Raw genomic sequence first — 19,452 nt, forward strand, 5'->3', positions numbered from 1 at the left:
CACGGCGTCGCGGCGGGCGTGGGGCACGGCTTACCCGGTAGGCACGGCTTGCGCGGCAGGCGCGGGGCACGGCGTACGCGGCGGGCATGGGGCACGGCTTACCCGGTAGGCACGGCGTACGCCGTAGGCACCGCTTACGCGGTGAGCAGGACGCCCCCGTACGAGGCCCCCGCGATCACCACCCACGCGCACAGCCCCAGCGCCGCGACACGAGCGCCGGTGCGGGAGAGCGAGGGAAGGTGGACGGCGCTGCCCAGGCCGAAGAGGGCGGCGGCGAGGAGGAGTTCCTGGGCCGTGGCGGCGGTGTCGAGCGCCGCGGTGGGCACCAGGCCCGTACTGCGCAGGGCGGTCATCGCGAGAAAGCCGAGGACGAACAGCGGCACCAGCGGGGGCCGCCGCCGCTCCGTCTCCGGCGCCGGCGCGCCCTCGGCGCGCGCCCGCGCCCTTACGGTGGTCGCGAGCGCCGCGACCAGCGGGGCGAGCAGGGCCACCCGCACCAGCTTGACCAGCACCGCGTCGCCCAGCGCGGCCGGCCCGGCGGTCTGCGCGGCCGCCACGACCTGGCCCACGTCGTGCACGCTCGCCCCCACCCACCGGCCGAACGCCGCGTCGCCGAGCCCCAAGGGGTGCTGGAGCAGCGGCAGGACGGCGATGGCGAGCGTGCCGCACAGCGTCACCAGCGCCACGGACGTGGCCACGTCCCGTTCCTCGCTGTCCGACACCTCGCTCACCGCACCGATCGCGGACGCCCCGCAGATGGCGTACCCCGTGGCGATCAGCAGCGGCTGATCGCCGCGCAGCCCCATCCGGCGGCCGAGCCACCAGGTGCCGCAGAAGGTGGCCGCGACCACGCCCAGGACCATCGCCACGGTGGCCCAGCCGAGGCCCAGCACATCGTCCAGGCTGAGCTTGAGCCCGAGCAGCACGATGCCCAGGCGCATCAGCCGCTTCCCGGCGAGGGAGAGCCCGGCGCGGCAGACGCCCCGGACGAGTCCGCGCGTCCCCGGCAGATGCGCGGCGACGATGCCCAGCACCACGGCGGCGGTCAGCAGGGGGACGGCGGGCAGCAGCCGGTGGACGCCCCAGGCGGCCGCGACCCCGGCCACCGCGAACCCGAGTCCGTACGCCGTGGCGGGCGGCCGCCATCCGGCCGCCTGGCGTGCCCGGCCGGGCGCGGCGGTCAGCGTCACCGGCCGTCCGCCGTCGGAAGCTCGTAGACCCGCCGGACGCTGCTGCCGAGGCGGGCGATGTCCGCCCCGTAGACATGGATCGAGATCGCCTTCGTCCCACAGGCGTTCCACACCCTGTGGATATCTCCGGGCGGCGCGAACCCGCACACCGCGCCGCGCGGGTTGACCACGTCCTCCACCGCGATCAGCCGCGAGCCCGGCCCGTCGGGGACGAGGCGGTAGCGGCGTTCGTGCTCCTCGCCCTCGTGGACGCCGGTCACACACCAGGACACATGGTCATGGATCGCCGTGCGCTGGCCGGGCAGCCACACCAGCGCGACGATCGAGAAGCTGCCGTCGGGCTCGGCGTGCAGGACGTGCTGGCGGTAGCGGTCGGGGTCGCCCTCGCACTGCCCGGGGGTGAGCAGATCGGCCGCGCCCAGGTGGGGCGCGAGCCGCTCGCCCACCAGATAGGCGGTCACATCGGGCGCCAGGCCCCGTCCGACGGCCTCGCGGACATCGCCGACGAACGCGCCGAGGCGTGCGGTGAGGAGACGGGCGGGCGGATACGCGGTCGGGGTGGTCATGGCGGCAGCGTCCTGCCGCCCGCGCCATCACGTCCAACGACAGGTTGTTGACCGATCCCCAAGCTCCGCTTATGGATGGGGCGTTCGGCCCGGCGACGCGTCGCCGGCGTGCCGCGCTCAGCATCCGATCCGGTTCCCGGCCACCGTCCTCAGCTCCTCCAGCACCCGCGCTGTGGCGGGGATCTCCAGATGTTCGCGCAGTACGTACGCCGAGACCCGGCGGCGCGAGGCGGGGTCCAGGGCGCGCCCGGTGACCTTCTGGTGGCACAGGAACGAGAGCACCAGCCCCGGCATCATCGCTACGCCGAGCCCCGCCGCGACCATGCTCTGCACCACCAGGTTGTCGTCGGTGGTGAAGGCGATGTCCGGGGCGAAGCCCTGCTCCGCGCATTCGTGCAGGAAGTTGGCGCGGCACCGCAGACACCCCGCGATCCAGCGCTCCCCGCTCAGCTCGGCGAGCTTGACCGCCCGCCGTCTGGCCAGCGGATGCCCGGTCGGCAGCAGCACCGTCAGCTGGTCCTCCAGCAGCGGGATCTCCACCAGCTCGGCGGGGGTTTCCTCACGCAGCCCGGGATAGGTGAAGGCGAGGGTGATGTCGCACTCCCCGCGCACCACCCGCCCCAGCGACTCCGGCGGCTCGCCCTCCAGCAGCTCCACCCGCACCCCCGGATGGGCGGTGGCGAGCCGGGCCATGGCCTCGGGGATGAGGGTCGCGTTGGCGCTGGGGAAGGCGCAGACGCGCACCCGCCCCGAACGCAGCCGGGTGATGGCGCTCATCTGCTGCTGGGCGGTGGAGATGCTGGTCAGGATGGTGTCGGCGTGCCGGGCGAGGGTCTCCCCCGCCTCGGTGAGCCGCATCCCCCGGCCGACCCGGATGAACAGCGGGCTGCCGACGGCCCGTTCGAGCGCCTTCATCTGCTGGGTGATGGCCGGCTGGGTGTAGCCGAGGGCGCGGGCGGCCCCGGAGTAGGAGCCGGAGCGGACCACCTCATGGAACGTCTTGATGTGCCGGGAATCGAACACACTCGCATCATAGGACGATATCCATAAGCGGGATTTGGAGCGGCACAAGATCACCCCAAGCTGTGCTTTGACAGCGTGGGCACCGCCCGCACCACCGTGCCATCGCCCCCGCCCCACCCGGTGCACGACGCCACACGGTCAAGCACGGTCAGGTCGGCGATGCTGGGGCAAGCTGGCCCCATGCCGCACTACACCTCATATGACGGAACCCAGCTGGCCTACCGCGTCCTGGCGGCCCGGGACGGCTCCGCGGGGCCGCCGCTGATCTGCCTGGCGGGCGGGCCGGGGCGGAACGCCGCGTATCTGGGCGACCTCGGCGGGCTGGACGCCCATCACACCCTCGTCGTCCCCGACAGCCGCGGCACCGGGGACTCCCCGCCGGCCGCCGACCCCGGCGGCTACGCCTTCCCCGGGCTGGCCGAGGACCTCGAGGCGCTCCGCCGCCATCTGGACCTCGGCCGCTTCGCGCTGCTCGCCCATGACGCGGCCGCCGCGACCGCCCAGGCGTACGCGGCCGCCCACCCCGAGCGGCTCAGCCGGCTGATCCTGGTGAGTCCGGGCGCCCGGCTCCAGGGCCAACTCCCCGAGGACGCCCGGGAGATCTTCGAATCCCGCGCCGACGAGCCCTGGTGGCAGGAGGCGTACCGGGCGGTGCAGCTGCTGCCCGACACCACCGACCTCGCCGAGGTGCGCAGACTGCTGCTCCAGGCCGCCCCCATGGCGTACGGCCGCTGGGACGAGCCCCAGCGGGCCCACGCCCGGAGCGAGGGCGAGCAGCTGGGACCGGTGGCGAGGGCCGGCTTCTGGCAGGGCGTCGACGAAGCGGGGCGGCGCGCGGTGCTGGCCCGGCTGCGCGAGGTGCCGTGCCCGGTGCTGGTGATCACCGGCGACCGGGACGCGGTGACCGGCACGCGGGCCGGGGAGGTGGTCGCCGAGTCCTTCCCGGACGGGCGGGCGCGGGCGCTGCACGGGGTGGGCCACTATCCGTGGGTCGACGATCCGGATCTCTTCCGTCAGGCGGTCGAGGACTTCCTGGCGGACCGCCCGGCGCGACCGTGAACCGCGAACCGGGACCCGCGCACCGGGAACCGGGACCCGGACGGGAGCGCCGCGTGGCGCGCCGGACGGCGGGCGCGTCCCGGCCGACCATGAACGCGGTGTGTCAGTCGTATGGCGGCACCCGCCGATCCGTTGTGCCCGCCCCGCCCCCGCCCTATCGTCGAGAGCACAGCACGACAACGGCCGTGTGCCCGAGTGGTTTAGGGGCTCGCCTGCAAAGCGAGTTACGTGGGTTCGATTCCCGCCACGGCCTCCACACCCACCGCGCGGGCGCCTCCTTCGGCGCCCGCGCGGTCGTTTGCGTCTCGGTCAACTCCCGCACACCCCTGGACACGCGGAAACGGGAGGCGCATGCTCGGACCACGGAAATCACTACTGAAAAAGCGACAGAGTTCGTCTTTCGGGCGCCTCTGAAATGGGCTTTCACGCGGTCGCCACCGAACGCTTCCGAGTCCTCCGCAACTTGTGAAGATTTTCGGGCAATCGGTTAAGATCGCGCCAACTGCCCTGGCACGCCCGCCGCCTCGCATGGTTCCTCTCCTAAAGTCGAACAGGTGCCTGCAACCACCCCCCGTGGCCGCCAGGCATTTTTGTTTCGACCACGTTTCATGTCCCATATGGGGGAATCTTGCAGTCCGATGCCAGGGGTGCCCGCCTTCCGCTGTCGACCAGCCAGAGTGAGATCTGGCTCGGCCAGCAACTGACACCGGAGAGCACCCGCTTCCGGGTGGGCGAGTATCTGGAAATTCATGGCCCGATCGACCGAACGCTGTTCGAATCCGCACTCCGCCGGGCGGTCGCCGAAACCGAGCCGTACAACACGCGTTTCGGCGAGGACGGCGGGGTGCCGTGGCAGGTTGTTGAACCGGTAACCGAATGGGAGTTGCCGTTTTTCGATGTCAGCGGCGAGGCGAATCCCCGGGAGGCGGCCGAACGGTGGATGCGGGAGGAGATGACCCGGCCGACCGATCTCACCCGCGCTCCGCTGTTCGCCTTCGCCCTGTTCCAATTGGGGCCCGAGCGGTTCGCCTGGTACCAGGCGCCGCACCACATCGTGACGGACGCCGCCGGGGCGGCCCTCACCGCCCGTCGGGTGGCCGAACTCTACACGGCCTACGCGGCGGGGGCCGGAACCCGGACCGAGGCCGGTCAGACCCGGCACGAGGCGGCTCCGGCGACCGGCCGCGGCTCGCTGCGGGAGATGCTCGAATGGGATGAGAAATACCGCGCGTCGGAGGATTTCACCAGGGACAGAGAGTATTGGATGGAACGGTTCGGGGATTGCCCCGAACCGGCCCGGCTTTCCGGACGACCAGGCAAGAACCTGCGTGACTTCCGGCGCGAGACGGCGTATCTGTCGGAGGCGGAAGCAGCCGGACTGCGCGGTGCCGCACGAAAGGCGGGAACCCACTGGTCCGCCCTGATGATCGCGGCGACCGCGGCTTATCTGCACCGGCTGACCGGCAAGCAGGACATCGTCCTCACCCTGCCGGTATCGGCTCGTACCGACGCCGCGACGCGCGCCCACCCCGGCATGTTCGCCAACGTCGCGCCGCTGCGTCTCGACGTCACCCCGCATATGCGGGTACGGGATCTCATCCGGCAGGCGTCGAAGGAGATGCGGAAAGCGTTGCGGCATCAGCGCTACCGCCGTATCGACATGGTGCGGGATCTGCATCTTCCCGACGGGGGCAACAGTTTCCTGGGCCCCCACGTCAACATCATGTCGTTTGAATACGACTTTGACTTCGCGGGACATCGCGTCACCGCCCACAACATTTCGAACGGGCTGGTCGAGGACCTGTCGATCATGGCCTACGACCGGTCCGACGGCACCGGCATCCGTATCGACCTCAACGCCAACGCCGACCTCTACAGCGACGAGGACCTGGCCGCCCACCGGGCCCGCTTCCTGACGCTGGTGCACGCGTTCGCCGACGTCTCGGACCCCGAGCGCACCGTCGGCGGTATCGAGCTGCTGACCGCCGAGGAGCGGGCGCGGGTGCTGGCCTGGAGCGGTTACGGGGGCGGGGACCGGGGCGAGAGCCGGGGCGGGGCCCCGCGGACGCCCCTGATCCCGGACATACCTCCCGCCACACTCCCCGACCTGTTCGCCGCGCAGGCCGCCCGCACCCCCTCGGCGGTGGCGGTGAGCGACGGCGCGACCTCCCTCACCTACGCCGAGCTGAACCGCTCCGCGAACCGCCTCGCCCATCTGCTGATAACCCGGGGCGCGGGCCCGGAACGGCTCGTCGCTCTCGCCCTTCCCCGCTCGGCCGACCTGATCGTCGCCGTACTCGCCGTACTCAAGTCCGGCGCCGCCTACCTTCCGCTGGACCCCGGCTATCCGCGTGAGCGCCTGGAGCTGATGCTCCGGCAGGCCGCCCCCGCGGTCGTCGTCACCACCCGCGACCTCGCCGGAACGCTGACCGGAACGGCCTCCGACCAGCTGGCGCTGGACGATCCGGACATCCTCACCGCCCTCGCCGGACAGCCCGCGGACGACCCCACCGACGAGCAGCGCACCGCGCCGCTGTCCCCCGAGCACCCCGCCTACACCATCTTCACCTCCGGCTCCACCGGCACCCCCAAGGGCGTCGTCGTACCGCACCACAACGTGGTCCGGCTCTTCGGCGCCACCGACGGCTGGTTCCACTTCGGCGCCGACGACGTGTGGACCATGTTCCACAGCTACGCCTTCGACTTCTCGGTCTGGGAGATCTGGGGCCCGCTGCTGCACGGCGGCCGGCTCGTGGTCGTCCCGCAGGCCATCAGCCGCTCCCCCGACGCGTTCCTGCGCCTGCTGGCGGACGAGCGGGTCACCGTGCTCAGCCAGACCCCCTCCGCCTTCCAGCAGCTGATCCACGCGGACCAGGAGGACCCCGGCACCGGCGCGCGGCTCACCGCCCTGCGCGCCGTCGTCTTCGGCGGCGAGGCGCTGGACCTGCGGCGGCTGGCGGACTGGTACGAGCGGCACCCCGACACCGCCCCCGTCCTGGTGAACATGTACGGGATCACCGAGACCACCGTGCACGTCACCTACCGCGCCCTGGACCGCGAGGCCGCCGCGACCCTGCCCGGGAGCGTCGTCGGCACCGGCATCCCCGACCTGCGGGTCCATGTGCTGGACGGGGCGCTGCGCCCGGCCGTGCCGGGGACGACCGGTGAGATGTACGTGTCGGGGCCCGGCCTGGCCCGCGGCTATCTGAACCGTCCGGGCCTGACGGCGGAGCGATTTGTCGCCAATCCGTTCGGGGCCCCCGGCGAGCGGATGTACCGCACCGGCGACCTGGCCCGGTGGACCGCCGACGGGGAGCTGGAGTACCTCGGCCGCGCCGACGACCAGGTCAAGATCCGGGGCTTCCGGATCGAGCTGGGCGAGGTCGAGGAGGCGGTGCGGTCGCTGCCCGGAGTGGAACGGGCGGTGGTCGTCGCCCGCGAGACACGCCCCGGGGACAAGCAGCTCGTCGCCTACGTCGTCCCGGCCAAGGCCGAGGCAAAGGGCGATGTCCAGGCCGACGCCAAGGCCGACGCAGAGTGCGAGGCCCAGGGCGCCTCCAAGGCCGTCGCAGAGGCCGACGCCCAGGCCGAGCCCCACGGCACCGCCGGCGCCGAAGCCATGGACCCCGCCGCGGTCCGCCGCTCGGTGGCCCGACGGCTGCCCGACCACATGGTCCCGGCCGCCGTCGTCGTCCTGGACGACCTGCCGCTGACCGAGACCGGCAAGGTCGACCGCCGCGCCCTGCCCGCCCCCGACCTCACCGGCGCGGCGGCCTCGCGCGAGCCGCGCACCGCGCGCGAGCGGGTCCTGTGCCAACTGTTCGCCGAGGTGCTCGGCCTGCCCACCGTCGGCATCGACGACGGCTTCTTCGAACTCGGCGGCCACTCGATGCTCGCAGCCCAGCTCGCCGCCAAGGTCCGTACCGCGCTCGACGTGCCCATGGAGGTCCGTACCCTCTTCGAGGCATCGACCGTCGCCCAGCTCGCCGAGCGCCTCGACGAGGACCGGACGGCCAGGGACGGTGCGGTGGAGCACGGTCTGGACCCGCTGCTCCCGCTGCGTGCCCAGGGCCGGCTCGCCCCGCTGTTCTGCGTCCACCCCGGCGGCGGCCTGGGCTGGCTCTACACCGGCCTGCTGCGCCATCTCGACGAGCGGCCGGTCTACGCCCTCCAGTCGCACGGGCTCCAGGAGGACGGCATCCTGCCCTCCAGCGTGGACGAGATGGCCGCCGACTACGTGGAGCAGATCCGCGCGGTCCAGCCCAAGGGCCCGTACCACCTGCTCGGCTGGTCCTTCGGCGGTCTGGTGGCGTACGCGATGGCGACGCGGCTGCAGAGCGCGGGCGAGCGGGTCGGGGTGCTGTCGATCCTCGACGCCTACCCCGACAACCAGTGGGAGTTCGGACTGCCCGACTACAGCAAGCGCGAGTGGCTGGGCATGCTCCTGGAGAGCCTGCGGGGCGGCGACATCATCATCCCGTGGGCCGGGGAGACCCAGCCGTCCGGGGAGACCCAGCCGTCCGGCGAGATCGCCGACGCGCCGGAACGCGACGCCGACGAGCTGGCCGCGGCCCTCGTCCGGGAGTCCGGTCTGCCCGCGCGGCTGCTGGCGGGCGAGGCCACCTTCCCGCTGCTGGACATCATGCGCAGCGACATAGAGCTGACGAAGAAGTTCTCGCCGGACCCGTACACCGGCGATCTGCTGCTGTTCGCGGCGGAGTACGAGACCCCCGGCTTCCCGCGCCCGGCGCACACCCCGGAGTCCTGGCAGCCGTATGTGGACGGCACGGTGCGGGTCCATCAGGTGCCCGCGCAGCACCACCACATGATGCGCCAGGAGCATGTGGCGCTCATCGGCCCGGTCGTGGCGGCGGCGCTCGACGCGGCCGACGCCTGACGGCGCGGTGTGGCCGGGCGGAGCGTCCCGCCCGGCCGCACCACCCCTCCTGGCCGGAGGGGCGCTACATACGGTTGACGACCGCCGACTGCGGGCGGATCGGCAGGCGGTTGACCGGCCTGCCGGTGGCCGCGCGGACCGCCGCCGCGACCGCCGCCGGGGAGGTGACCACCGGCACCGCGCTGGCCGCCTTGGCGCCGAAGGGGGCCACCACGTCCCGCTCCTCGACCAGCTTGACGATGCGGATGTCGGGCACGTCCAGGGCGGTCGGCAGGGCGTAGCCGGTCAGGTCGGGGTGCCGGACCACACCGCGTGAGGTGCGCAGGTTCTCGGTGAGGGCCGCGCCGATGCCCTGGGCGACGCCCGCCTCGATACGGGCCTTGAGCTGACGCGGGTTGAGCACCCGGCCCACGTCCTGGGCCACCGTCATGTCCACGACCCGGACCGCGCCGATCTCGATGTCGACGTCCACCACGGCGCGTACCGCGCAGTAGGCGAGCCCGACGAAGGCGTCACCCTGGCCGGTCTCGTCCAGCGGCTCGGTGGGGTGCGGACGGCACTGGGCGGTGGCCCACAGCTCCTTGCCCTCCAGGGCCTCCTCGACGGTGGTGCTGAGCACCCCGTCATACGAGGTGATCTTGCCGTCGGCGATGGTGAGCAGCTCGGTCGACATGCCGAAGGTGTGCGCGAGGGGCTGTAGCAGCTGGGTGCGGACCATCTTCGCGGCGCGCTCGACCGCACCGCCCGAGACCCAGGTGTGGCGGCCGCGCGAGGCGGGCCCGGCCGGGGGCTGATCGGTGTCGATGGGCGCGACATGGACCTCCTCGATGCCGAGGACGTCCTGGACGATCTGGCGGGCCAGCGTGGTGAAGCCCTGGCCGGTCTCCACGGCCGCGCAGATCACGGTGGCCACCGGGCCGGTCACCTTGACGGTCGCGGTGGAGACCTCGTCGGCCCCCTCGGCGCCGAGCATATGGACCATGCCCAGGGCGTAGCCGACCCCGCGCCGCACCGCGGCCGGGTCGCCCGCGCCCTCGGGGCCGCCCGGCAGCAGCCACTCCTCCTCGGGGTCGTCCTCGGGGAGGGCGGGCAGCGGTGCGTCCCTTACGGCTTGAAGCAGTTCGGCGACCGGGGCCGGGCAGGTGACGGTCTGCCCGGTGGGCAGCAGATCGCCGGTCGCCATCACGTTGCGCATCCGGATCTCGGCGGGGTCGAGCCCGAGCTTGGCCGCCAGCTTGTCCATCTGGCCCTCGTACGCGGCGCACACCTGCAGCGCGCCCTCACCGCGGACATGGCCGGAGGGCGGGTTGTTGGTGCGCACGGCCCAGCCCTCGATGAAGGCGTGCGGGACGACGTACGGGCCGCAGGCGAAGGAGACGGCGGCGGCCAGCGTGTCCGCCGAGGAGTCGGCGTAGGCGCCGGCGTCCATCAGGATCTGCGCCTCGACCTTGACCAGCTTGCCCTGGGCGTCCGCGTGGTGGCGGTAACGCAGCAGGGTGGGGTGGCGGTGGGCGTGGCCGAGGAAGGACTCCTCACGGGTCGCGGCGAGCTTCACCGGATGGCCGGTGCGCAGCGCCAGCAGCCCGAGCGGCAGCTGCATCCCCGGGTCCTCGCGCTCGCCCATGGCGCCGGGCACGCCGGTGACGACGACCTTCACCCGGTCCGGCTCCAGGCCGAAGCAGGCGGCGGCCAGATCGCGGTCGGCGTGCGGATCGGTGGAGGCGGTGTAGATCTCCACCCCGCCGTCGGGGCGCGGCACGGCCAGGCCGGCCTCGGCGCCGATGGGCGCCGGGTCCTGGCGGCCGATGCGGTACAGCCCCTCGACGATGACCTCGCCGACCACCTCGGGGTCGCCGAAGGACAGCGGGATGTGGCGGACCAGATTGCCGTCCGGGTGCAGCGGCTCGGCGTGGAACGCCTGCTCGGGGTCGGTGACCGGCTCCAGCACCTCGTACTCGACGGCGATGGCGGCGGCCGCCAGCCGGGCCGTGTCGGGGTGGTCGGCGGCGACCGCGGCGATCGGCTCGCCGTGGTGCCGGACCAGGTCCTTGGCGAAGACCGGGCGGTCGGCGACCCGGCGGCCGTGGGAGGCGTCGCCGGGCACGTCGGCGTGGGTCACCACGGCCCGTACGCCCGGCATTTCGGCCGCCTGGGTGGTGTCGATGGAGACGATGCGGGCGTGCGGATGCGGGGAGCGCAGCACGGCGGCCCACAGCAGCCCCTCGGCCCACAGGTCGGCCGCGTACGGGAAGGTGCCCGAGGTCTTGGCCGCCGAGTCGGCGGGCGGCAGGGACACGCCGAGGCCCATGCGGGCCGGGGGCTGGACGGGCGTTCCGGCGGCGGGGGTGGCGGTGACGGCGCCCGCGCCGTCCGCGATTCCGGTCATGCCGATGCCCTTCCGCTGCCGCTTCCGTTGACGCTCCCGTTGCCGGTGATGCCGTGCGGTCCCGCCTGGTGCGGGATGCGGGCCGGGTCCTGGTGGGCGTCGGGTCCGCCGTCCGCGTCGGCCTCCGCCGCGGCGGCCTCGCGGCTCGCGACGACCTCGCGGACGGCGTCGAGCACCCCGCGGTAGCCGGAGCAGCGGCAGAGGTTGCCGGAGATCGCCTGCCGGGTCTGCTGGTCGGTCGGGGCGTGGTTGCCCTCGAGGAGGTCGTGCACGGTCATCGCGAGGCCGGGCACGCAGAAGCCGCACTGCACCGCCCCGCACTCGGCGAGCGCCCGCTGGACGTCGGAGGGCTGTCCGCCTGCGGCGAGGCCCTCCACGGTGCGGACCTCGCTGCCCGCGGCGGTGGCGGCGGGCACCAGGCAGGAGGCGACGAGCCGCCCGTCGACCTGGACCGAGCAGGCCCCGCACTCGCCTTGCGAGCAGCCGTCCTTGGCCCCGGCGAGACCGAGCCGCTCCCGCAGGACGTAGAGCAGCGACTCGCCGATCCAGACGTCGGTGACGGGGCGGTCGGCGCCGTTGACGTGCAGCACGTAGGAGGTGAGTGGATGCTCGCTGTGACTCGGGAACTCGTCGATGGGCGAGGCGACCGGGCCGGCCGGGGCCGCCTCGGCGGGGGCGGGGCCGGGAACGGGCTCAGCGGGGGCGTCAGCGGCCTCGGGAATCTCCGCCGGGGTCTCGGGCCGGGGCTCGGCCGGAGCGGGCCCCTCGGCGGCGTCAGCGGCCGCGGTGAACTCGCCCTCGGCCGCGGCCGGTTCGGGCCCGCCCGCGGGCTCGGCGGCCTCGGGCCCGGCGCCGTCCGGCACCGCCTCGGCGGAGGGCTCGGCGGGGGCCTCGGCGGCGTCCCGGCCGTCGGCGGGCGCGTCGGTGTGGCCCGCGCCGGCCTCGGGGCCGGGGTGCGGGGCGTGCCCATGGGCGTCACCCGCGAACCGGTCGCCGTCGAGCTGCTCACCTTCGAACGGCTCGCCGTCGAACCGCTCGCCCTCGAACCGTTCACCCTCGAACCGCTCGCCCGTGAACTCGCCCTGCCAGGCCGCGTCCTGGGGCAGTCCGGGCGCCGGGCTGCCGTGCGGCGGGGTGTGGAGCCCGGCGTGCTGACCGTCGACCGGGAACTCGCCGGAGTCCCCGGCGGCCGGACCGCCGTGCCCCCAGGCGGGGTCGTCGGCGGCGGACTGCCGCTCACCGGGCACGGGGCCGCCGTGCTGCGGGGTGTGCAGCCCCTGGTGCCCCTCGACCGCGAACTGGCCCGAGTCCCCGGCGGAGGGGCCCGGCCACGCCGGGTCCGCGGCCGGGACCGGCTCGTCGCGGTCGGGCATGCCCAGCGGACGGCGGGCCGGCGGCGGTGTGGCCGCGGCCGGCGGGGCGGCCGGGCCCGGGTGGCCCTCGACCGCGTACTCCCCGGAGTCCTCCACCCCCTCCTCGGCGGCCGGAACCGACCACTGGCCGGTGTGCCCCTGCTGCTGCCCGGGATGCGGCTGGTGGGCCTCGTGCGGCTGGCCGGGCTGGTGGGACTGATGCGGCTGGTGGGCCTCGTGCGGCTGCTGCTGGGGCGTCGCCCCGGCGATGAACGGCATCCGCAACTGGGCCGTCGTCTGCGGGTCCTGGGGGCCGTCCGGGTGATCGCCGTACGGAGGGGCGGCCGGGCCGGGGTGGTCGTCGACCCGGTACTCACCGGTCTCGTCCACCCCGTCGTCGCCCGCCACGGGGATGGTCCACTGGCTGGTGTGCACGGGCCCGTCGGCGCCGTCGGACGGGGTGGGCACCGGCCAGTCGTCCACCGGCTCCTCGGCCGCCGGGGCCGGCCAGTGGCCGGTGTGCTGCGGGTGGTGGCCCTGCTGGTCCTCGGCGGGCATCGCCCACTGGCCGGAGCCGTGCGGATCGTGGAGGCCGCCGTAGAGGTAGGCGCCGGCGGCGTCGGCCGTGGTCCAGTGCCCGGTCATGCCCTGGTCGTGGGCCGCGCCCTGGTCGTGTCCGGCCGGCTGCCACTGGCCGCCCTGGGACGGGTCGCCGTGCCCCGCGTCCATCGGCGGGGGCGCGTAGCCCGTGCCGGGCGCGGCGAGCGGGTCCCAATGGCCCGACGGATCGGCCGGGTTCGGATGCGCGTAGTCGGGCGGCAGTTGGACGAAGGCCGTCGACTCGGCGTCGTACTCCGGACCGTGCGGCATCGGCTGCCATCCGCTCACCGGCTCCTGCCGGTGCGGCTGCTGTTCGTCACTCACGCGAGTGCCCTCCCCAGTGCTCGGCGGGCCAGGGCTGCCACGGTACGCCTCAGATGGATCGCGGCGGGCGGCAGGGGGATCGGCTCGCCGCCGTCCTGCGAGGGCAGCGGATCGGGGATGCACGCGGCGGCGACGTACTCGCCGAAAGCGGTGATGACCTGCGGGTCGAGATGACCGCGGTCGCCGTCCCAGTCGATGAGCGAGGCGACCCAGCGCTCGGCCTCCAGGGGGCGCAGCGGCATCGGCGCGACCGCGCCGACCGCACAGCGCACCCCGCGCCGCGCCGGGTCGAGGACGAGGGCGACCGAGGCGGTGGCCCGGCCGGGCCCGGTGCGCCCGGTGGCCTTGAGGAAGGTCTGCGGGGCGTGCAGCAGCGGCACCCGGACGAATCCGACGAGTTCACCGGGGCGCAGCATGTCGACCCCGGCGAGCAGATGGCTGACCGGGGTCTCGCGGCGGGAGCCCTCGGGCCCGGCGATGACCACCGTGGCCTCCAGCGCGGCGAGCACCGGCAGCGCGTCGCCGGTGGGGGCGGCGGTGACGATGTTGCCGCCGAGGGTGCCGGCGTTGCGGATCTGCGGCGGTCCGGCGGCCCGCGCGGCCGCGGCCAGCGCCGGGATCAGCGCGGCGAAGTCGGGGCGGCCCATCCGGGCGTGGGTGAGTCCGGCGCCGAGGAGGGCGTGCCCGTCCAGATAGCGCCAGCCGCGGATTTCGCTGATCCGGCCGAGGCCGACGAGCGCGGCGGGCCGCAGCAGGCCGGAGTTGACCGCGGCCATCAGATCGGTACCGCCCGCCACGGGCACGGCGGCGGGCATGGCGGCCAGCGCCGCTACGGCCTCGTCGAGCGTGCCCGGCAACGTCACCGTGTGCGCCGCCTGCGGTGCGTGCGTGGTCAACCCAGCTGCCCCTTCCCCGGTATCCCGGCTGTTGCGCCGTACGGTACGTGCTGACAGCCCGGACGTGGCAACTCTGGCACATCTTCCGACCCCGCCGTCGTGTGGGTCCGCGATCCGTGGATCCGTCCCTGACCTGCGGGATGGTACGGGTTTCTGGCGACGTCTCCGCCAGGAGTGGATTGCCACGTTTCAGGGACCCTTGTGCGATTTGGGCGTGCGCCGGTGGGACTACGCTCCCAGGGGCGGCGGGCAGCGGTGCGCACCTTACGGGGTGGCTCACACGATCGGGGGCGCCCCCTCGCGCGGGCGTCCGAGAATCCCGGGGCGCCGCTGCCAGGGCAGCGGCCCGGCGGGCGGGCGGTAGCTCACGCCGAGCGCGTCCAGGCGCGCGTAGTGTGCCTCCATGCGCTCCTCGAACGCCCCGAAGTCCCGTGCGGGGGACGGTGGCAGGGCCGACCAGACGACCTCGGCGAAGGCGGCGAGCCGGGGGAAGGTCTGGTAGTCGACGCGCCGGCGGTCCTCCATCACCTCGGTCCAGACATTGGCCTGGGCGCCCAGCACCCGGTCCGCGCCCGAGCCGGTGAGCTGCGGTGGAACGGGTTCGAAACGGTAGATGTCCTCCAGGGTGCGCACATAGCCGATCGGGACCGGCTCGTCCTCGCCCGGGGCCTGCCGGTGGTCCAGGTACACCTGCTGCTCGGGGCACATGACGACGTCGTGGCCGGCCCGCGCGGCGGCGATCCCGCCCGCGTAGCCGCGCCAGGAGGAGACGGCGGCGCCCTCGGGCAGCGGGGCGCCGGGCGCGCCGCCCTCGAGGATCTCGTCCCAGCCGATCAGCCGGCGGCCGCGCTCGGCGAGCCAGCGGCCGAAGTGGCGGATGAACCAGCTCTGGAGCGCGTCCTCGTCGGCCAGGCCCAGTGCGCGGATGCGCTCCTGGGCGGCCGGGGACGCCTTCCACTGGTCCTTGGGGCACTCGTCGCCGCCGATGTGGACGAAGCTGCCGGGGAACAGCTCCAGGACCTCGGCCAGCACGTTCTCGTAGAAGCGGAGCGTGTTGTCGGTGGGGGAGAGTACGTTCGGGTTGATGCCCCAGGTGGTCCAGACTCCGAGGGAGGCGGTGTCGATGACGTCCGTGTTGCCCAGCTCCGGGTACGCGGCGATGGCGGCCTGCGAGTGTCCGGGGATGTCGATCTCCGGGACGACGGTGATATGCCGCTCGGCGGCGTAGGCGACGATCTCGCGGATGTCGTCCTGGGTGTAGTAGCCGCCGTGCGGCCGCTCGTCCCACAGCGGGGAGGCCCGGTGGCCGAGCTTGGTGCGCTCGCGCCAGGCGCCGGTTTCGGTGAGCTTCGGATAGCGGCGGATCTCGACGCGCCAGCCCTGGTCGTCGGTGAGGTGGAAGTGGAGCACGTTGAGCTTGTGGGCGGCGAGCAGGTCGATATAGGCGAAGACGCCGTCCTTGGGCATGAAGTGACGGGCCACGTCCAGCATCAGCCCGCGCCAGGCGAACCGCGGCGCGTCCTCGACCGTCCGCTCCGCAAGGTCCCAGGCGGCCCCCGCGCCCCTCAGCGGAGCGCGGCGGAAGGCGTCGGGGCCCAGCAGCTGACGGAGGGTCTGGGTGCCCCAGTGGACGCCCGCGGCCGCGCCGCCCGCGATCTCCACGCGCCCGTCGGCCACGGTGAGCCGGTAGCCCTCGGGCTCCAGCGCGGTGTCGATCCGCAGCGTGACGGTGTCCCGGCCGCCGGGTTCGCCGTCCGGCAGGGCCAGTCCGAGCGCCTGGCCGAGGCTCGCGCGCAGCAGGCGCGCCACCCCTTCGGTGCCGGGGCCGGCGGCCAGGGCGGTGCGGAGCGGGTCGATCCGCGCGCCCGCGCGGTCCGGCCGGCTCTCGTCGTGGCGGGGTGCGGGGATCAGCCCCGCGGGGTCGTGTGTCATCCGCGTCAGTCCTTCACCGCGCCGCCGAGGCCGGAGACCAGTCGGCGCTGTACGAGTACGAAGAAGATCAGCACCGGGATGGTCATCACGGTGGACGCCGCCATGATGCCGCCCCAGTCGTTGCCCTCGGCCTTGAAGAAGACCAGCAGTGCCATCGGGAGGGTGGAGTTCTCGGTCGCGCTGATGATGAAGGACTTGGCGAAGAGGAAGTCGTTCCAGGCGGAGATGAACGAGAAGACGCTCGTCGCGACGAGTCCCGGGAAGACGAGGGGGAAGAGGATCTGCCACAGGAAGCGGGAGCGGCTGGCGCCGTCGAGGTAGGCCGCCTCCTCCAGCGCCTCGGGCACGGCCTTGACGAAGCCGCGCAGCATCCAGATGGCGAACGGCAGCGAGAAGGCGATGTGCGGCAGGATCAGCGAGCCCAGGGTGTTGAGGCCGACCCCCGGCACCGACTCCCCCAGATCGCGCATCAGGAAGAACATGGGGATGGTCAGCGCCTCGACCGGCACCATCTGGGCGACGAGGAACATGACCAGCAGCGTGGTGCGGAAGCGGAACCGGAAGCGGGCGACCGCCGTCGCCGCGAGGAAGGCGATCAGCGCGGACGCGACCACCACCACCCCGGCCACGAAGAGGCTGTTGAGGAAGTAGCGCCCGAAGTCCTCCTGCTGGAAGACGCGCCGGAAGGAGTCCAGCGAGGGGGAGGTGGTCCAGGGCCGGGGCTCGGTGGACTGGATCTCCCCCGCGGGCTTGAAGGCCGAGAGCACCATCCAGTACAGCGGGAAGGCGACCACGGCCGCCACGATCAGGGCGGTGACCTCGGCGGCGAGACGCCAGGGGCGGCGGATGCGCGGCGCGACGCGCGAGTGGCTCACAGTTCTTCTCCCTGACGTCGCAGCAGCCGCAGATAGACCAGCGTGACGGCCAGCAGGATCAGCAGCATCACTACGCCGATCGCCGAGCCCAGGCTGTACTGGGAGGACGCGAACGCCTTCTGGTACGCGTACACGTTGAGCACCATGTTCTGGCGGGCGATCCCGCCGCCGTCGGTCATCACGTAGATCTGGGTGAAGACCTTGAAGTCCCAGATGATCGACTGGATGGTCACCACGACGAGGATCGGCCGCAGCATGGGCGCCATGACGGTGCGCCAGATCCGCCAGGTGGAGGCGCCGTCGAGGGCGGCGGCCTCCAGCACCTCGGTGGGGATGGCCCGGATACCCGCGTAGACCGTGACCATCACGAACGGGAACGAACACCACACGACCTCGAACAGCACCAGGGCGAAGGCGCTGTAGCGGTCGTACGTCCAGGAGTAGTCCTCGAACCCGGAGAGCCCGAACCACACCAGGACCTTGTTCACCGGTCCGAAGTCGGCGTCGAAGAGGAAGACCCAGACCGTCGAGCCGGTGATCGCAGGGGTGGCCCAGGCCCCGAGCGCGGCCAGCATCAGCGCCAGCCGCGGAATAGCCCGTACGCGCGTCAGCAGCACCGCGAGCGCACAGCCGACCGCGAGGGTGGACACCACGCACACGGCGGCGAAGAGCAGGGTGGCCACGACGACGTTCCAGAACTCGCCGTCGCCGAACAGCTCGGCGTAGTTGGCGAACCCCTGGAAGGTGGTCGGCTCACCGCCGCTGACCTGCGCCTGGGTGTACTCCAGGAAGGAGATCAGGCCGAGCTGGTAGATGGGGTAGACGAGCAGCCCGCCCAGGACCACGAGCGCCGGGGCGAGATAGAGCCAGGGAGTCCAGCTCCCCCGCCCGCGGCCCTTCGTGGCGCGGCCGCCGGCCGGGGCGGCGGGCCCCGGCCGGGACCGGCCGGCCGCGGCCGGCGCTCGCCGCGCGTGCTGTGTGGTGCCGGGGGTCACTGCTGGAACGCCTCGTCCATCTGCCGCGCGGCGTCCTTGGTGGCGGTCGCCACGCTCTTACGGCCGCTGACGATCTCCTGGAACATCGTGGGGAGGACCAGCTGCGAGTCGATGGCCGCCCAGCCGGGGGACGTGGGCACGAACTTGGCGCTGTCGTTGAGGGTCTCCACGAAGGGCTTGACGAAGGGGTCCTTGCCGGCGACGTCGCCGCGCACATCGGTGAAGGTGGGCAGGAAGCCCATGGCGTCGAAGAGGCCGCGCTGGGTCTGCTTCCCGGCGAGCGTCTTCAGCAGGTCCACGGCGAGGGTGCGGTGCGAGGTGCTCTTGAGCACCCCGATGTTGTTCCCGCCCGCGAAGGCCGGCGCTATCTCGCCCTCCTTCACGCCCGGCAGCGGCACGACCTTGTACTTGCCCTTGACCTTGCCCGCCTCGATGGCCTGGTGGTTGAAGTCGCCACCGATCGCCATGCCCGCCTTGCCCGAGGCGAACGCCTCGATGGTGTCGTTGCCGCCCCACTGGGCGCACTTGGCGGCCGGGCAGTTGTCGTCGCCGAAGAGCGAGGTGTACGCCTTGACGCCCTTCTGGGCGTCGGCGCTGTCGATGGCCGCCTCGTACTCGTTGGAGCCGAACTTGCCCTTCTCGTTGGCGAGGTCGCCGCCGTTGGCCCAGATGAACGGCATCGCGCCGTAGGTGTAGGCGCCGCCGACCGCGAGGCCGTACAGATCCGGCCGCTCCGCGCGGATCTTCTTCGCGGTCGCAATCAACTCGTCCATGGTGGCCGGCGGCTCCAGGCCGAGGTCCTTGAAGACGTCCGTCCGGTAGTACAGCGCCCGCACGCCGACGAAGAGCGGAGCGCCGTAGACCTTGCCGCCGATGGTCAGCGAGTACTTGGCGGTGGGGTCGATGTTGGTGGAGTCGTCCCAGGCGCCGAACTCCTTGCTGATGTCCAGCAGTCCGCCGTCCTTGACGTAGCCGGCGGTGTCGGTGTTGCCGAACTCCATCACGTCCGGAGCGCTCTTGGGGTCGTTGAAGGCCGCCTTGATCTTCTGCGCCCGGGTGTCGATCGGGATGTAGGTCACCTCGACCTCGGTGCCGTCGTGCTGCTTCTCGAAGCCGGCGACCGCCTCGTCGATCACCTTCTTCTTGGGCGCGTTGTTGACCTCCTGGAAGAGCCAGACACGCAGCTTGCCGCTCTTCTCGTCCTCCGTGGAGCTGTTGTCGGAGGTGGAAGGGGCACATCCGGTGGCGGTCAGCCCCGCCAGGACCAGCGCCACCACCGGTACGGTGACGCGGGACGACAACCGGGTGAACGCGGAGAGATGGGACGGCTTCATAGGGACCCTTAACCAGTTGGCGT

At 73.0% G+C, this 19,452-nt stretch carries 12 protein-coding genes and 1 tRNA gene; 3 read left to right on the forward strand and 10 right to left on the reverse strand.

Features of this window, described 5'->3' with window-relative positions; genetic code table 11:
- Window positions 1-134 precede the first annotated feature (134 nt).
- The 3 genes from PS467_RS16855 to PS467_RS16865 all read right to left on the reverse strand — a co-directional run bounded on the left by PS467_RS16855 (window position 135) and on the right by PS467_RS16865 (window position 2,779).
- Window positions 135-1,190: a YeiH family protein gene (locus PS467_RS16855; protein WP_311035985.1), complete on the reverse strand. Its 1,056-nt coding sequence runs from the start codon at window positions 1,188-1,190 to the stop codon at window positions 135-137.
- Window positions 1,187-1,756 (reverse strand): cysteine dioxygenase family protein, encoded by a 570-nt coding sequence (locus tag PS467_RS16860; protein ID WP_311035986.1) that lies wholly within the window; start codon window positions 1,754-1,756, stop codon window positions 1,187-1,189. The genes PS467_RS16855 and PS467_RS16860 overlap by 4 nt, the downstream gene beginning before the upstream one ends.
- A gap of 117 nt (window positions 1,757-1,873) precedes the next feature.
- On the reverse strand, window positions 1,874-2,779 hold the full coding sequence (locus PS467_RS16865) for a LysR family transcriptional regulator (protein ID WP_311035987.1): 906 nt from the start codon (window positions 2,777-2,779) through the stop codon (window positions 1,874-1,876).
- Between the two features lie 180 nt (window positions 2,780-2,959).
- On the opposite strand from PS467_RS16865, the gene PS467_RS16870 reads away from it, so the two are divergent.
- The 3 genes from PS467_RS16870 (at window position 2,960) to PS467_RS16880 (ending at window position 8,735) form a co-directional block, all read left to right on the forward strand.
- Window positions 2,960-3,838 (forward strand): alpha/beta fold hydrolase, encoded by an 879-nt coding sequence (locus tag PS467_RS16870; protein ID WP_311035988.1) that lies wholly within the window; start codon window positions 2,960-2,962, stop codon window positions 3,836-3,838.
- A gap of 181 nt (window positions 3,839-4,019) precedes the next feature.
- Window positions 4,020-4,094: transfer RNA gene (locus PS467_RS16875), tRNA-Cys, on the forward strand.
- 372 nt (window positions 4,095-4,466) lie between these two features.
- Window positions 4,467-8,735: a non-ribosomal peptide synthetase gene (locus PS467_RS16880; protein WP_311035989.1), complete on the forward strand. Its 4,269-nt coding sequence runs from the start codon at window positions 4,467-4,469 to the stop codon at window positions 8,733-8,735.
- Between the two features lie 64 nt (window positions 8,736-8,799).
- Here the strand turns inward: PS467_RS16880 and PS467_RS16885 are convergent, their stop codons facing one another.
- From PS467_RS16885 to PS467_RS16915, 7 genes are all read right to left on the reverse strand, one after another.
- Window positions 8,800-11,121, reverse strand: coding sequence for a xanthine dehydrogenase family protein molybdopterin-binding subunit (locus tag PS467_RS16885; RefSeq protein WP_311035990.1), 2,322 nt, complete (start codon window positions 11,119-11,121; stop codon window positions 8,800-8,802).
- Window positions 11,118-13,397 (reverse strand): 2Fe-2S iron-sulfur cluster-binding protein, encoded by a 2,280-nt coding sequence (locus tag PS467_RS16890; RefSeq protein ID WP_311035991.1) that lies wholly within the window; start codon window positions 13,395-13,397, stop codon window positions 11,118-11,120. Before PS467_RS16890 ends, PS467_RS16885 begins: the two co-directional genes overlap by 4 nt.
- Complete coding sequence (locus PS467_RS16895; RefSeq protein ID WP_268972370.1) at window positions 13,394-14,293, reverse strand: FAD binding domain-containing protein; 900 nt, start codon at window positions 14,291-14,293, stop codon at window positions 13,394-13,396. Before PS467_RS16895 ends, PS467_RS16890 begins: the two co-directional genes overlap by 4 nt.
- 276 nt (window positions 14,294-14,569) lie before the next feature.
- Window positions 14,570-16,225, reverse strand: a complete 1,656-nt coding sequence (locus PS467_RS16900) for a beta-N-acetylhexosaminidase (protein WP_311035992.1) — start codon at window positions 16,223-16,225, stop codon at window positions 14,570-14,572.
- A 5-nt stretch (window positions 16,226-16,230) separates the two neighbouring features.
- Window positions 16,231-17,100: a carbohydrate ABC transporter permease gene (locus tag PS467_RS16905; protein ID WP_268972373.1), complete on the reverse strand. Its 870-nt coding sequence runs from the start codon at window positions 17,098-17,100 to the stop codon at window positions 16,231-16,233.
- Window positions 17,097-18,095 carry a carbohydrate ABC transporter permease gene (locus tag PS467_RS16910; RefSeq protein ID WP_311035993.1) on the reverse strand — a complete coding sequence of 333 codons (999 nt, stop codon included), beginning with the start codon at window positions 18,093-18,095 and terminating at the stop codon, window positions 17,097-17,099. Before PS467_RS16910 ends, PS467_RS16905 begins: the two co-directional genes overlap by 4 nt.
- Window positions 18,092-19,429, reverse strand: coding sequence for an extracellular solute-binding protein (locus PS467_RS16915; RefSeq protein ID WP_311035994.1), 1,338 nt, complete (start codon window positions 19,427-19,429; stop codon window positions 18,092-18,094). Before PS467_RS16915 ends, PS467_RS16910 begins: the two co-directional genes overlap by 4 nt.
- Window positions 19,430-19,452: the final 23 nt, after the last annotated feature.

This window comes from Streptomyces luomodiensis (assembly GCF_031679605.1).
In the GTDB taxonomy this organism is placed as follows: domain Bacteria; phylum Actinomycetota; class Actinomycetes; order Streptomycetales; family Streptomycetaceae; genus Streptomyces; species Streptomyces luomodiensis.